Below are 13,766 nucleotides of genomic sequence, written 5' to 3'. Positions count from 1 at the left end.
CACCATCGTGGATGACTGCTGTCTGCATGCAGCAAACCGTACTGCCGGAAGGATTTGCCTGCCATTGCAAGCAAGCCCTTGCCCGTTTTTGCCACAGGTTGTGGCAAGCGCTCTTTACCGGATACCTCTGGCCGCCCGGATGCCGCCATGTATCACTACTGACATCAAAAGGACATCATGGAAGTTCAAGACATTGTCAAACTGGCAGTCACCGCCCTGGAAGACATCAAGGGCAAAGACATTATCGAAATGGATACCTCCGCACTGACTTCGCTGTTCCAGCGCATGATCGTGGCAACCGGCGACTCCAATCGTCAGGTAAAAGCACTGGCCAACAACGTGGCCGTGACCCTGAAAGAAGCCGGTGTTGATCTGGTCGGCACCGAAGGCCACGAAAGCGGCGAATGGGTGCTGGTGGATGCAGGCGACGTGGTGATTCACGTCATGCTGCCTGCGGTGCGCGACTACTACGATCTGGAACAACTGTGGGGCGGCCAGAAGCCCAGCTTTACCCCGGTTGGCGGTCGCCCGTGGCAAGCCAACTCCTGATCAGCCAAGCCTGATCTGTGCGTGACAGCATGCCGGCCAGGCAAGCTGTCACGGCCTTTCCTGCGACTGCAGCCCCCTGCCCCGCCCTGCCAGACCCCTGCCATGAAAATCACCATTCTCGCCGTTGGTACCAAGATGCCACGCTGGGTTGACGACGCCTATCACGACTACGCCAAGCGCTTTGGCCGCGACATCAGTCTGGAACTCAAAGAGATCAAGCCGGAAAAACGCGGCGGTGGCGTCACCACGGAAAAAGGCATTGCCGCCGAGCACGAACGGCTGATGGCAGCCATCCCCGCCCGCTGCAAACTGGTGGTAATGGATGAGCGCGGCCAGAACTGGACCTCGGTCCGCCTGGCTGCCGGGCTGAAGGAATGGATGGCCGGTGGCGATGATGTCTGTTTCATCATCGGCGGTGCCGATGGCCTGTCTGCCGAGCTCAAGCAACGTGCCGACGTGCTGCTGCAACTATCCGCCATGACCCTGCCGCACGGCATGGTGCGGGTGATGCTGGGCGAGCAGATTTACCGCGCCTACTCCATCCTCAACAATCACCCCTATCATCGCGAATAAGACCCGATAACAACACCCCCGCACCAGCATTGCGCCGCCTTGGCACGGCTTCTCTACGAGGTTTTGTTAGCGGTTCCGGATGCCTTATGTACTGCACTCAGTTGGGCGGCAGCACCACGAATTCGCCATCCAGCCGACCGACGATCACTCCGCCACACTCCAGCTCCACCGCCAGTTGTAGCCGTGCCATACGGCCCTTGGCCAATGTAGCCGCCATACGCTGCCAGACCGTGTCTGCCACCCGCAAGGTGCTGGCAGTGAACGCGCCGTGCATGGCTTTCTGGTAATCCATCTGACTGCGTCGCACCATCACCTGCCCACGTACCCCCAGCGCCTGCAACTTGCGATACACCAGCAGCCAGCCCGCCAGCGTGGCCACCGCGGCGGCACTGCCACCAAAGATGGTGGCGCAATGGTTGATGTTCGGCTCCAGCGGCGCCCACAGCGTAACGGCATCCTCTGCCGCATGACGTACTTTCACCCCCATGGCCTGTGCCAGCGGGATGGCCTGATACAGATAATCCTCGATGTCCTGGTAATGCTGCACGACAACTCCTTTGCTGCAATGAGGCTCCAGCATGCCACAGCCAGCCCGGAGCGGCAGCAGTCGCTGCGACAACATGTCGCAGGGTGATGTTGAAAACTTCACATACAATCCACTGCTGATAACCGTTCTCATTCAGGAAAACAATATGCAAAAGCTCGCCCTTCTCACCCTGCTGCTGGCTGCCACTGCACAAGCACACGTCACGCTGGAAACTCCGACCACCGCCAGCGGCAGCTATTACAAGGCCGTGCTGAAAGTGGGCCATGGCTGCGATGGCAGCCCCACCACCGGCATCAGTGTGGAACTGCCGGCAGGCGCACAGCTGGCCCACCCCATGCCCAAGGCTGGCTGGCAGGTGCGCGTGGGAAAGAGCGCGGTCACGCCCTTCGACTACTACGGCACCGTGATGAAGGAAGATGTCAGCCGCATCAGTTGGAGTGGTGGCAATCTGCCGGCTGATTTTTACGACGAATTCACTTTCCAGGTACGTATTGCCGCCCAACCGGGCAAGCTGTTCTTCAAGGTAAAGCAGCAATGCGCGCAGGGCAGCACCAACTGGGTGGAGATTCCGGCTGCCGGTCAGGATGCCCACAGCCTGAAGTCCCCCGCCGCCGTGTTGCAGGTGACGGCACCGGGTGAAGCCCACCAGCATTGAGGCCGTGTGCGTCTGCGCCATGCTGATGACAAAACCCCCTTGCACCATGGCTGATGCAAGGGGGTTGTTGTCTGGACAAGGCCGGGCTTAACTGCGGATCAGGTAATCAAAAGCAGCCAGGCTGGCCTTGGCGCCTTCGCCCATGGCGATGATGATCTGCTTGTAGGGTGCCGTGGTGGCATCGCCAGCAGCAAACACGCCCTCGCCAGAGGTTTGCCCCTTGGCATCCACTGCGATTTCGCCACGCGAGGACAGCGCGATACTGTCTTTCAGCCAGTCGGTATTGGGCAGCAGGCCAATCTGTACAAAGATGCCTTCCAGCGCCACATGGTGGGTTTCCCCGGTAATGCGCTCCTGATAGCTCAGGCCATTCACCTTCTGGCCATCACCAGTCACTTCGGTGGTCTGGGCATTGGTGATGACGCGCACATTGGGCAGGCTGTGCAGCTTCTTCTGCAGTACCGCATCGGCGCGCAGGCTGTCACCGAACTCCAGCAGGGTGACATGGGTGACAATGCCGGCCAGATCGATAGCAGCTTCCACACCGGAGTTACCACCACCAATCACCGCCACGCGCTTGCCCTTGAACAACGGGCCATCGCAATGCGGGCAATAGGCCACACCCTTGGCGCGGTATTCGGCTTCGCCCGGCACATTCATTTCGCGCCAGCGCGCACCGGTGGCGATGATCACCGCCTTGCTCTTGAGCACGGCACCGCTTTCCAGCGTTACCTCAGCCAACTGGCCGTTTTGCGCCGGTTTGAGAGCGGCAGCGCGTTGCAGGTTCATCACGTCCACATCGTAGGATTTGACGTGCTGTTCCAGCGCCATGGCCAGCTTCGGCCCTTCGGTTTCCTGCACCGAGATGAAGTTTTCAATCGCCAGCGTATCCAGCACCTGGCCACCAAAACGCTCGGCCACCACACCGGTACGGATGCCCTTGCGCGCTGCATAGATGGCGGCAGCGGCACCAGCCGGACCACCACCGACGATCAGCACATCAAACGGCTCTTTGGCGGCAATCTTCTCGGCTTCCCGCGCCACGGCGCCGGTATCCAGCTTGGCGATGATTTCTTCCAGGCCCATGCGGCCACTGCCAAACTGTTCGCCATTCAGATAAATGGCCGGTACACCCATGATCTGGCGGTCGGTGACTTCCTGCTGGAACACGCCACCATCAATCATCACGCTACGCACATTGGGGTTGAGCACCGCCATCAGGTTGACGGCTTGTACTACGTCCGGGCAGTTGTGGCAGCTGAGCGAGACAAACACTTCAAACTGGTAGCTGCCTTGCAGGCTGCGAATCTGGGCGATGGTGTCCTCGTCCACCTTGGGCGGATGGCCACCGGTTTGCAGCAGGGCCAGCACCAGCGAGGTGAATTCGTGGCCCATCGGGATACCGGCAAACTCGATACGGCCAGCTTCACCCGGACGGGCGATGGCAAAGGACGGGCGACGCGCGGCCTGGCCATTGCTGTTTAGCGCCACCTTGGGCGACAGGCTGGCGATGTCTTGCAGCAGGCTGAACATTTCCTGCGCTTTGGCGCTGTCATCCAGGCTGGCAATCAGTTCGATTGGCTGTTGCAGTTTTTCCAGGTAAGCGGTCAGTTGGGTCTTGATGGTGGTGTCGAGCATGGGAATGTCCTCAGGCAATTGCACTGGCAAGCTGATGGCTGCCAACAGCTTGCCGCTGCAATCGGGTGGTAGGGAAAGGGGCGATCAGGAGACGACCGCCCCGTCGGGCTGCAGCGCAGGCCTGCGCTGCAGCACCAGGGTGTGGTTTAGATCTTGCCAACCAGGTCCAGTGACGGAGCCAGCGTCGCTTCGCCTTCTTTCCACTTGGCCGGGCAGACTTCACCCGGGTGGCTGGCCACGTACTGGGCCGCCTTCACCTTGCGCAGCAGTTCGCTGGCGTCACGGCCAATACCACCGGCGTTGATTTCGATGATCTGGATCTTGCCTTGCGGATCGATCACGAAGGTGCCGCGTTCAGCCAGACCAGCTTCTTCAATCATCACGCCGAAGTTGCGGCTGATGATGCCGGTCGGGTCGCCAATCATCGGGTAGTTGATCTTGCCGATGGTTTCCGAGCTGTCGTGCCAGGCTTTGTGGGTGAAGTGGGTGTCGGTGGAAACAGAGTAGATTTCCACGCCCAGCTTGGAGAATTCAGCGTAGTTGTCAGCCAGGTCACCCAGTTCGGTCGGGCAGACGAAGGTGAAGTCAGCCGGGTAGAAGAACACCACCGACCACTTGCCTTTCAGGTCGGCATCGCTGACGTCGATGAATTTGCCATTGTGAAAAGCGGTTGCCTTGAACGGTTTTACTTCGGTATTGATCAGCGATACGGACATGTGTTGCTCCTTACAGGTGAGTGTGAATTTGCTGCAGCTAGCTGCGTTAGCGATCTGATGGAGGCTATCTTATGCGGGGCGAATCAATTGATCCACTTGATTGTTTAAATGCGAAAAATAGAATTTCCCTATCACCAGGATTCAGGAGAAATCTTTTTGGCTAAAAGAATCCTGTGTTTTGGCTGCTGAATTATCTTAATTGTTGCCGCGATACCACCGCCCACACAGCAAAAAGCCGCCCACACAGGCGGCTTTTGGGTGATGGCACCATGATTTATTCAGCTTTTGTTGAAAAAGCCCTGCAACATGCCCAGCCCCTGCGACAGCAGATCACCACCTTGCGGCAACTGGCCATCCGGGGTCAGCTTGTCTACGGCTTGCGGCAGGTAATCTGCCAGGCCCTGGCTCAGTTGCTGCGGATCCAGACCAAACTTCTCTGCCAGCGCACCAAGCTGCTCTCCGCCCAGCAATTGCTGGATCTGCTCGGCCGATACCGGCAAATTGCTGCCGCTTCCCACCCAGGAGGACACCAGCTCGCTCATCCCTGCGCTGTTAAACTTTTCCAGCAGACCGGATACCCCGCCATGTTGCTCCAACAACGCGCCAACCGCACCGCTCACCCCAGCGCTTTCACCGCCCAGCAAACCACCCAGCTGATCAAACAAGCTCATGTTTCGTCCTTTCACATCAAATCGGTTTAAAATGTCGTCAAGGAAGCTTTCTTGCAAAATAGCATAGAAAAATCAGTACAATAGCGCGCTCTTTACCAAACCTTACCGGTACACCCCCGCCACATGCGATTATTTCTTGCCGCCATGGCCTTGCTGGCCAGCCTGGTTGCCAATAGCGTACACGCTGATCTTTATGGTTTTGTGGATGAACAAGGCCAGGTTCATCTGGCTAACCGTCAGGTGGACGAACGCTATCAGCTCTATCAAAAGAGCATGCGGTCGGGCACGGGCAATCATGCAGCGCTGGACGATGCCATCCCCCCCGGACTGGATGCAACCTTGAGCAGCGACCGCCGCCAGACTGCACAGCGGGTGGACAAACTGAAGCCAGCGAGTGTTCCCGTGGTCAACAGCCGTCTTGCTGCCCAGTACAAGCCGCTGGTGGACCAGACCGCGCGCGAATTCAAGCTGGATGCTGATCTGTTGCATTCCATCGTCGCGGTAGAGTCCGGCTACAATCCGCAGGCCATTTCCCCCAAAGGTGCCATCGGTTTGATGCAGGTGATTCCGGCTACGGGTGAGCGCTTTGGCGTGACATCGCTGGCCGATCCCAGGCAAAACCTGCGCGCCGGGGCGCGCTATCTGCGTTTTCTGCTAGGCCAATTCAACAACGATTTGCCACTGGTGATTGCCGCCTACAATGCTGGCGAAGGGGCGGTACAGAAGTATCGCAATACCATCCCGCCCTACGACGAAACCCGTGACTACGTGGCCAAGGTGCTGGCCTCCTACGAAAAGCGTACCGGACAGGTCTATATCGGCAATCCACGTGGCACACGCCGTCTCAAGGCCATGATTCTCCCTGACAGCCTCAGCACATCCCCAGCAGCGGTGCTGTAACCACGCCGCCCAGCCCATGACAAAGGCCTTCTGCTGAAGGCCTTTTGCTGTTGCACGCATCAGGATTTACAGTTGCACGCCCAGAATGTCACCCAAGGGCTCGGCCAGATCCCGGTAGCGGGCACGGTGATCAAACACGCCCAAAAATCCCGGATAAGCGTCTGGTGCATGCAGAATCTGGTTGGCCTTGCGGGATGTAAGCTTGTGAATGCGCAGGATGCGGCCATCCCAGTGCACCAGCCGCGCCTCTTCTGCGGTCAGCAGCACATCCAGCGTTTGATGAATGATTTCAACCAGGACAACCTTGCTGCGTGTTCGGTGCTCTACACCCTCTGCGACTGCGCTGATACCCTCGTTTTGCACCATATACTGTTTTTTCTTTATTGTTTAAAATGTATTAACTCGTGCTTATCATAGGGTAGCACTCTGTCAATCTCAATACTTTATTAAAAGAAATTTAAACAAAAACAGAAAACCCCAGCATATATTTAAAAAAAAACGGCCAGCTCAAGCTGACCGTTTGAAATACCTGTATTTTTTCTACATCACGCGGCTAACAACATCGCCAAACCACGCAAAGCATGCCAGGGGTCTCCCAGAGCCACCCCCTTGATCTGCTGATCAATCCGCGCGCATTCGGACAGCGCCGTCATCAGTTTACGCGGCCCGATCCGGCGCAGTGCCGGTTCAGCCAGCCGCTGTTTGTCACCCCATAGCCGCAGCTCACGCGCCAGATCCCGCAGTTGCCGCCCGTCTTTCAATCCTTGTCGCAAGCGCAGCAACATGCGGACATCTTCGGTAAACGACCACAGCACCAGTACCGGCGATTCACCTTCGGCCAGCAGTCCATCCAGCATGCGCTGCACCCGTGCGCTATCACCTGACAGCCAGGATTCGGACAGATGGAATACATCGAAACGGGCGACATTGGCCACGGCCTCGCGCAGTTGCTCCAGCGTCAACTCACCTGCCGGATACAGCAAGGCCAGCTTGTCCACCTCCTGCCGGGCAGCCAGCAAATTGCCTTCCACCCGATCGGCAAAAAAGCTCAGCGCCTCCGGCGACAACTGCTGCTGTTGCTGCTTCATGCGCCGGGCAATCCAGCCGGCCAGTTCGTGACGGCCAACCGGCTTGGCTTCCACCACCACGGCGACCTTTTCCAGTGCAACAAACCACTTGGACTGCAGCTGGGTCTTTTCCAGCCGAGGCAAAGTAATCAGAGTGATGGTGTCGTCCGGCGGTGCAGCTGCCAGCTGTTGCAGTGCTTCTGCGCCCTCTGTACCGGGCTTGCCGCCTGGAATGCGGATCTCCAGCAGCTTGAGGCTGGCAAACAGCGACACGCTGCTCATGGCATCACGCAGCTGGGACCAGTCAAATCCTGACTCGACCGTCAGGACTTCCCGCTCCTGATAGCCCTGTGCAGCCGCCTGCTTGCGCAGCTTGTCAGCGGCTTCCAGCGCCAGCAGGGTTTCCTCGCCATGAATCAGGTAAAGCGGTGCCAGGCCCTTGGCCAGCACCGCATCCAGCGCATCAGGGTTTAGGCTGGGCATTGGCAGGCTTCAGGCTTTGCGGGCCGGATTTGCCAGATTGCACCGGACGCTGCAGATAGGCCAACCGGCGTACAACCTGCTCGGCGGCATCCTGGCGGATATCTTTCCACAGCAAGGCTTCTTCCTGCTCCTTGCCCAGCACGTCGCTATCGGAATAATTCATGTAGCGACGTACCGTTACGACCATATCCGGCTCCATCGGCATACCACCCAGCACGGTGCGTATTGTTGCGTTGTAGGTCAGCAGGTACTCGTTGACCTTGCCACCGCTGTTGATGGTGGAAACTTCCTTGGACTGGCTTTCACCCAGCACGCTGACGACGGCCTCTGCCTGTTTCGGCGAGGTCAGCACCACCAGCTTTTCATTGCGTGTCAGTGTTTCATTCAAGATGGGACCCAGCGGATTGCTGCCGCCTTCCACGTATACGCTGCTGAAAGGCAGTGGCCGACTGTTGCCACCCATCCCCTTCAGATGAAAACCGCAAGCGCTGAGCAGGAACACTACGCTGACAAGTGCCAGCCCGTGCAGGATTCGGTTCATGCCTGTTCTCCGTAACAGGAGCCGGTCAGACCCTGCCCCACGGCAAGGGGGAGGAAAAGCTGACCGGCAGGATTGCTAGCCCGCCCCATCGCAGGGCGGGCAGGGGTTTACACGACGATGTTCACCAGACGACCCGGCACCACGATGATCTTCTTGGCCGGTTTGCCTTCCATGAACTTCTGCACGTTTTCATGGGCCAGCGCGGCGGCTTCAATCACATCCTTGGCGGCATCAGCAGCCACGGTGATGCTGCCACGCAGCTTGCCGGCCACCTGCACCATCATTTCGATTTCGCTCTTCACCAGCGCAGCCTCGTCCACCTTCGGCCAGGCCTGGGCCAGCAGTTCGCTGCCCGGCTGCAATACCGCCCAGATGGCGTCGGTAATGTGCGGCACGATGGGCGACAGCAGCAGGGTGACGCTTTCCAGCACTTCCTGTGCCACGGCACGGCCAGCGGCATCGCTGCGGTCGGTCTTGTCGTAGGTGTTCAGCAGTTCCATCACTGCGGCGATGGCAGTGTTGAACTGCTGGCGACGGCCATAGTCATCGGCCACTTTCTGGATGGTGCTGTGCAGCTTGAAGCGCAGTTCCTTCTGGCTGGCATTCAGTTCGCCACCGGCATAGGCGGCCACCACACCAGCGTCGGCATGTTCCTTGGCCAGTTTCCACAGGCGCTTGAGGAAGCGGAAGGCACCTTCCACACCAGCGTCAGACCATTCCAGGCTTTGCTCCGGCGGGGCGGCAAACATCATGAACAGGCGCGCGGTATCGGCACCGTATTTCTCGATGAATTCCTGCGGGTCCACGCCGTTGTTCTTGGACTTGGACATTTTTTCCACGCCGCCCACCACCACCGGCAGGCCATCCACGCGATGGGTTGCACCGGTAATCTTGCCCTTGCCATCACGTTCCAGCACCACGTCTTGCGGGGCGATCCAGTCTTTGCTGCCATTGGGCAGGTCGCGGTAGAAGGTTTCGCAAATCACCATGCCCTGGGTCAGCAGGCTCTTGAACGGCTCGTCGCTGGACACCAGGCCTTCGTCGCGCATCAGCTTGTGGAAGAAGCGCGCGTACAACAGGTGCAGGATGGCGTGTTCGATGCCACCCACGTATTGGTCCACTTGCAGCCAGTAGTCGGCTGCCGCCTTATCCAGCATGGCGGTATCACACTTGGGGCTGGCGTAACGGGCGTAGTACCAGCTGGATTCCACAAAGGTGTCCATGGTGTCGGTTTCGCGCTTGGCGGCACCGCCACACTTGGGGCAGCTGGTTGCGTAGAATTCCGGCATCTTGGCCAGCGGCGAGCCAGCGCCATCCGGAATCACGTTTTCCGGCAGTACCACTGGCAGGTCTTTTTCCGGCACCGGCACGTCACCGCAAGTCGGGCAATGGATGATGGGGATCGGGCAGCCCCAGTAACGCTGGCGGGAGATACCCCAGTCGCGCAGGCGGTACTGGGTTTTCTTCTGACCGGCGGCTTTGGCTTCCAGATCGCCGACGATGGCGTCAAACGCCTCGCTGAAGGATTTACCGTCGTACTTGCCGCTATTGACGGTGCGTACGCTGTCGTCCTTGGCGGCATACCAGTCTTGCCAGTTGCTGGCATCGAAATCATTGTCGCCAGCCACCTTGGCATACACTTGCAGCAGCGGCAGGCTGTATTTGTTGGCAAATTCAAAGTCGCGCTCGTCATGCGCCGGTACAGCCATCACCGCGCCTTCGCCGTAACCCCACAGCACATAGTTGGCTACCCATACCGGTAGCTTGGCACCGGTGAGCGGATGGATGACGAACAGGCCGGTGTCCATGCCCTTCTTTTCCATCTTGGCCACGTCGGCCTCGGCCACGGAGCCTGCCTTGCATTCGGCAATGAAAGCCTGCAGCGCCGGATTATTGGCTGCCGCCTGGGTAGCCAGCGGATGTTCCGCTGCCACGGCAACGTAAGTTGCGCCCATCAGGGTGTCCGGACGGGTGGTGTACACCTTCAGTTGGCCGTCGTGACCGATGCTGTCCTGGTCGTAGGCAAATACCACGTCGGAACCGTGGCTCTTGCCGATCCAGTTTCTCTGCATGGTCTTGACCTGTTCCGGCCAGCCATCCAGCGAATCCAGGCTGGTGAGCAGTTCGTCGGCGTACTTGGTGATGGCGAAGTAGTACATCGGGATTTCGCGCTTTTCCACCACGGCACCGGAGCGCCAGCCTCGGCCATCCACCACTTGTTCGTTGGCCAGCACGGTCTGGTCCACCGGGTCCCAGTTCACCACGCCATTTTTCTTGTAGATCACGCCTTTTTCAAACAGGCGGGTAAACAGCCACTGCTCCCAGCGGTAGTAGTCGGGCTTGCAGGTGGCCAGCTCGCGCTCCCAGTCCAGGGCAAAGCCCAGGCTGTCCAGCTGGGTCTTCATGTACTCGATGTTGGCGTAGGTCCAGGCAGCCGGTGCGCCGCCGTTTTTCATCGCGGCGTTTTCTGCCGGCAGGCCAAAGGCGTCCCAGCCCATCGGTTGCAATACGTTAAAGCCCTGCAGGCGCTTGAAGCGGGCCAGCACGTCGGTGATGGTGTAGTTGCGCACATGGCCCATGTGCAGCTTGCCGGACGGATAGGGGAACATCGACAAGGCGTAGTACTTGGGGCGGCTGGCGTCTTCCACGGCCTTGAAGGCGGCGGTGCGGTGCCATTTCTGTTGCGCGGCGGCTTCGACTTCGCGCGGGCTATAAATTTCTTGCATGGTGATCTTTGTCTGGAATGGCTTGAAAACAAAAGGGCGGACTGCCCAAGTCCCCGCCTGGCAGGGCAGCTTGGGCAGTCCGTCGCAAATTCAATCGGCCCATTATAGCGGCCAGAGGGCCCTGCCGATAAGAGCCGCGCAAAAACAAAAGCTTGCCGTCAGCAGGCTGAAACACCCTGGCGCGTCATGGAAGGTAACTGCCCCGGCAGCTAGATGGTAGCGGCAGCGCCGGTTTCGAACACAGCGGCAGACAATGTTTTCATCAATTTACTGTGGCCGTGCCGATATGCACTCAAGTCAGGCGGTACTTGAAGAACTCCAGCTGCTGCATCAGCAACTGCAAGATGCCACCTTCCCACAGGGAGTGGCCGGCCATTTCCACCAGCTGGAAATCTGCCTCTGGCCAGTGCCGGGCCAGTTCGCAAGCAGTGACCGGTGGGCAGACCAGATCGTACCGCCCTTGCACAATGACAGCCGGCAGGTGGCGAATTCGGTCTAGCTGCTGCAATAACTGCCCCTCGGGCAGGAAAATACGGTGCACGAAATAATGTGCTTCCAGCCGTGCCAGCGACAGGGAAACATACTCACTGCTAGCTCTGGTAATAGCCTCGGGATTCTGCCGGATGGCCACGCATGCCGCCTCGTAGCGGCCCCAGCTACGACACACCGGCAGATGCACTGCCGGGTCCGGGTCACACAGCCGCCGGTAATACGCCTGCAGTAGATCCTGCCGCTCCGCCGGTGGAATGGGAGAGACAAAGCGCTGCCATTCTTCAGGATAAAACTGTCCCATCCCATGCATGAACCAGTCGATTTCGCTCTGCCGCCCCAGAAATATGCCGCGCAGAATCAGCCCCTGCACGCGGTGCGGATGGGCCTGGGCATAGGCCAGCGCCAGCGTACTGCCCCAAGAACCACCAAACACCAGCCAGCGTTCTATGCCCAGATGCAGACGCAGGCGTTCGATATCGTCGATCAGATGCAAGGTGGTGTTGTCGCGCAGCTCACCACGCGGTACCGAACGGCCACTGCCGCGCTGGTCAAACAACACGGCCCGGTAGAAGCCGGGATCAAACAGCTGCCGACTGGCCGGGGCGCAACCATCGCCGGGGCCGCCATGCAGATACAGTACCGGCTGGCCATCTGGCGCACCGCATTGCTCCCAGTACATCTGATGCAGGCCGTCCAGCGGCAACATGCCACTGGCAAACGGCATTAACGGGGGATAGAGCATCCTGTTCCTTGCGCGGCTGACGGATAGTAACAAGCTGAAGAACGCCGCCGTTCAACACAGCTGGCTGGTGATGTAGTCCCATTCAGTCTGAGTGACCGGGGTAATGGACAGGCGGTTCCCACGCCTAAGCACCAACATCTGCTCCAGCACGGGATGCTGGCGCAGCAATGCCGGTGTCAGTAAAGGCGTCTTGCGGACAAAACGGACGTCTACACATTGCCAGCGCGGCGCATCTGCCGTGGCTTTTGCATCAAAATAAGGGCTTTGTGGGTCAAACTGGCTGGAGTCGGCATGGGCCATCCCAGCCACCACCGCCAGCCCGGCAATGCCTGCCTCGGCACAACCGGAGTGCCAGAACAGCACACCATCACCTGGCTGCATATCATCGCGCATGAAATTGCGGGCCTGGTAATTGCGCACGCCAGTCCATTCGAATGCACGTGCAGGAGCTGCCATCAGGTCATCAATCGAGGTTTCATCCGGCTCGGACTTCATCAGCCAATAGCGCATAGGAAATGTCTGTTAATGAATAGAAGGTTGGCTTAACAATTTACGGCATCTTACAACGACCAGGCTGGATTATCCTGAAGGCAAGATAAACATCCGGGCCAGACAGCCCTTGCAGTTGGGAGAACAAACATGAAAAGCCTGTTGATTGGAGTACTACTGGCCAGCGCCCTGAGCGCCTGTGTCATCGTTCCGCCACGTGGCGGCTACCGAGGGCCGGAAGTTTTCGTGCCCATGGTGGTGGTTCCCGGCGAAGGCCACGGCCACCACTGGGATCATTAACACTGTCTGTCTGCCAGTGGACCGAAGCGGTGTAAACCCGTTTCGGTCAGCAAATAATCCAGCCGTACATCCCAAGGCTCACGCGGCACAGCTGCCACGCGCTGACAATCATAGGCCACCCCCACCAGCAACGGTTTGCCATAGCGGCGCTGACGCTGACGAAAACCCAGGCTGCTATCGTAAAATCCGCCGCCTTGGCCCATGCGGTAGCCCTCGGCATCCACCGCCAGCAATGGCACTAGCAGCACATCCAGTTTTTCTGCCCGCAAGCAGGGGCCATCAAACTCCACGATGCCGTAGCGTGCATGCCGGTACCAGTGTCCGCTGCCCGTCAAGCGGGAGAACCACATGCGCCGCCCTCGCGCCGGGATCTGCGGCAGCCACACGCTGGCACCACGCTGCAAGGCCGTGCTGAGCAGAATTTCCACATCCAGCTCCGAACCGGCTGCCAGATAGCCACCGATACGCCGCCCCCGCCGCAGCAGCCGGCTGGCGTGGCGGGCAACGGCACGCATGGCCTGCGACCGATACGCTGGCGTCAAAGCCATGCGTTGACGGCGGATGGCTTTGCGCAGGGCGATCTTGTCGGTGATGGCAGTGTCTGGAGTTGGCATGGCGCGCGCCTGACAATTAACGACAAATGAAAACGACCCGGAGCAGAATGCGCCGGGTCGTGG

At 59.1% G+C, this 13,766-nt stretch carries 16 protein-coding genes; 5 read left to right on the top strand and 11 right to left on the bottom strand.

The window, feature by feature from the left end; genetic code table 11:
• Positions 1-177: 177 nt before the first annotated feature.
• Positions 178-549 (top strand): ribosome silencing factor, encoded by a 372-nt coding sequence (rsfS, locus tag ACODR9_RS09780; RefSeq protein ID WP_488809072.1) that lies wholly within the window; start codon positions 178-180, stop codon positions 547-549.
• A 102-nt stretch (positions 550-651) separates the two neighbouring features.
• Positions 652-1,122, top strand: a complete 471-nt coding sequence (gene rlmH / locus ACODR9_RS09775; RefSeq protein ID WP_488809071.1) for a 23S rRNA (pseudouridine(1915)-N(3))-methyltransferase RlmH — start codon at positions 652-654, stop codon at positions 1,120-1,122.
• Between the two features lie 97 nt (positions 1,123-1,219).
• Here rlmH and ACODR9_RS09770 read toward each other — a convergent pair whose 3' ends face one another.
• The gene (locus ACODR9_RS09770; RefSeq protein ID WP_488809070.1) at positions 1,220-1,669 is read right to left on the bottom strand and encodes a YiiD C-terminal domain-containing protein; all 450 of its coding nucleotides are present in this window, start codon (positions 1,667-1,669) and stop codon (positions 1,220-1,222) included.
• A gap of 145 nt (positions 1,670-1,814) precedes the next feature.
• Here ACODR9_RS09770 and ACODR9_RS09765 point away from each other — a divergent pair, with 145 nt between their 5' ends.
• On the top strand, positions 1,815-2,324 hold the full coding sequence (locus tag ACODR9_RS09765) for a YcnI family copper-binding membrane protein (protein WP_488809069.1): 510 nt from the start codon (positions 1,815-1,817) through the stop codon (positions 2,322-2,324).
• Positions 2,325-2,411: 87 nt separating this feature from the next.
• Here ACODR9_RS09765 and ahpF read toward each other — a convergent pair whose 3' ends face one another.
• The 3 genes from ahpF to ACODR9_RS09750 form a co-directional block, all read right to left on the bottom strand.
• The gene (gene ahpF, locus ACODR9_RS09760; protein WP_488809068.1) at positions 2,412-3,962 is read right to left on the bottom strand and encodes an alkyl hydroperoxide reductase subunit F; all 1,551 of its coding nucleotides are present in this window, start codon (positions 3,960-3,962) and stop codon (positions 2,412-2,414) included.
• Between the two features lie 146 nt (positions 3,963-4,108).
• The gene (gene ahpC / locus ACODR9_RS09755) at positions 4,109-4,678 is read right to left on the bottom strand and encodes an alkyl hydroperoxide reductase subunit C (RefSeq protein WP_045845828.1); all 570 of its coding nucleotides are present in this window, start codon (positions 4,676-4,678) and stop codon (positions 4,109-4,111) included.
• Between the two features lie 278 nt (positions 4,679-4,956).
• Positions 4,957-5,349, bottom strand: a complete 393-nt coding sequence (locus ACODR9_RS09750) for a YidB family protein (protein WP_488809067.1) — start codon at positions 5,347-5,349, stop codon at positions 4,957-4,959.
• 123 nt (positions 5,350-5,472) lie between these two features.
• On the opposite strand from ACODR9_RS09750, the gene ACODR9_RS09745 reads away from it, so the two are divergent.
• Complete coding sequence (locus ACODR9_RS09745) at positions 5,473-6,249, top strand: lytic transglycosylase domain-containing protein (protein ID WP_488809066.1); 777 nt, start codon at positions 5,473-5,475, stop codon at positions 6,247-6,249.
• Positions 6,250-6,315: 66 nt separating this feature from the next.
• Here the strand turns inward: ACODR9_RS09745 and ACODR9_RS09740 are convergent, their stop codons facing one another.
• The 6 genes from ACODR9_RS09740 to ACODR9_RS09715 form a co-directional block, all read right to left on the bottom strand.
• Positions 6,316-6,615, bottom strand: a complete 300-nt coding sequence (locus ACODR9_RS09740) for a hypothetical protein (protein WP_488809065.1) — start codon at positions 6,613-6,615, stop codon at positions 6,316-6,318.
• A gap of 179 nt (positions 6,616-6,794) precedes the next feature.
• Positions 6,795-7,799, bottom strand: a complete 1,005-nt coding sequence (gene holA / locus ACODR9_RS09735; protein WP_488809064.1) for a DNA polymerase III subunit delta — start codon at positions 7,797-7,799, stop codon at positions 6,795-6,797.
• On the bottom strand, positions 7,780-8,340 hold the full coding sequence (locus tag ACODR9_RS09730) for an LPS-assembly lipoprotein LptE (protein ID WP_488809063.1): 561 nt from the start codon (positions 8,338-8,340) through the stop codon (positions 7,780-7,782). The genes holA and ACODR9_RS09730 overlap by 20 nt, the downstream gene beginning before the upstream one ends.
• Before the next feature lie 107 nt (positions 8,341-8,447).
• The gene (gene leuS, locus ACODR9_RS09725) at positions 8,448-11,066 is read right to left on the bottom strand and encodes a leucine--tRNA ligase (RefSeq protein WP_488809062.1); all 2,619 of its coding nucleotides are present in this window, start codon (positions 11,064-11,066) and stop codon (positions 8,448-8,450) included.
• Positions 11,067-11,358: 292 nt separating this feature from the next.
• Entirely contained in the window at positions 11,359-12,300 is a 942-nt protein-coding gene (pip, locus tag ACODR9_RS09720) for a prolyl aminopeptidase (RefSeq protein ID WP_488809061.1), read from the bottom strand.
• Between the two features lie 51 nt (positions 12,301-12,351).
• On the bottom strand, positions 12,352-12,810 hold the full coding sequence (locus ACODR9_RS09715) for an EVE domain-containing protein (RefSeq protein ID WP_488809060.1): 459 nt from the start codon (positions 12,808-12,810) through the stop codon (positions 12,352-12,354).
• A 129-nt stretch (positions 12,811-12,939) separates the two neighbouring features.
• On the opposite strand from ACODR9_RS09715, the gene ACODR9_RS09710 reads away from it, so the two are divergent.
• Positions 12,940-13,089, top strand: coding sequence for a hypothetical protein (locus tag ACODR9_RS09710; RefSeq protein ID WP_159874574.1), 150 nt, complete (start codon positions 12,940-12,942; stop codon positions 13,087-13,089).
• On the opposite strand, the gene ACODR9_RS09705 is transcribed toward ACODR9_RS09710, so the two are convergent.
• Positions 13,086-13,703, bottom strand: coding sequence for a 5-formyltetrahydrofolate cyclo-ligase (locus ACODR9_RS09705; protein ID WP_488809059.1), 618 nt, complete (start codon positions 13,701-13,703; stop codon positions 13,086-13,088). The two genes, ACODR9_RS09710 and ACODR9_RS09705, sit on opposite strands and share 4 nt — an antisense overlap.
• Positions 13,704-13,766 lie beyond the last annotated feature (63 nt).

The organism is Aquitalea sp. FG25 (genome assembly GCF_057809375.1).
Note: the sequence above shows the minus strand (reverse complement) of the source record. Positions and strands in the feature narration are given on the sequence as shown.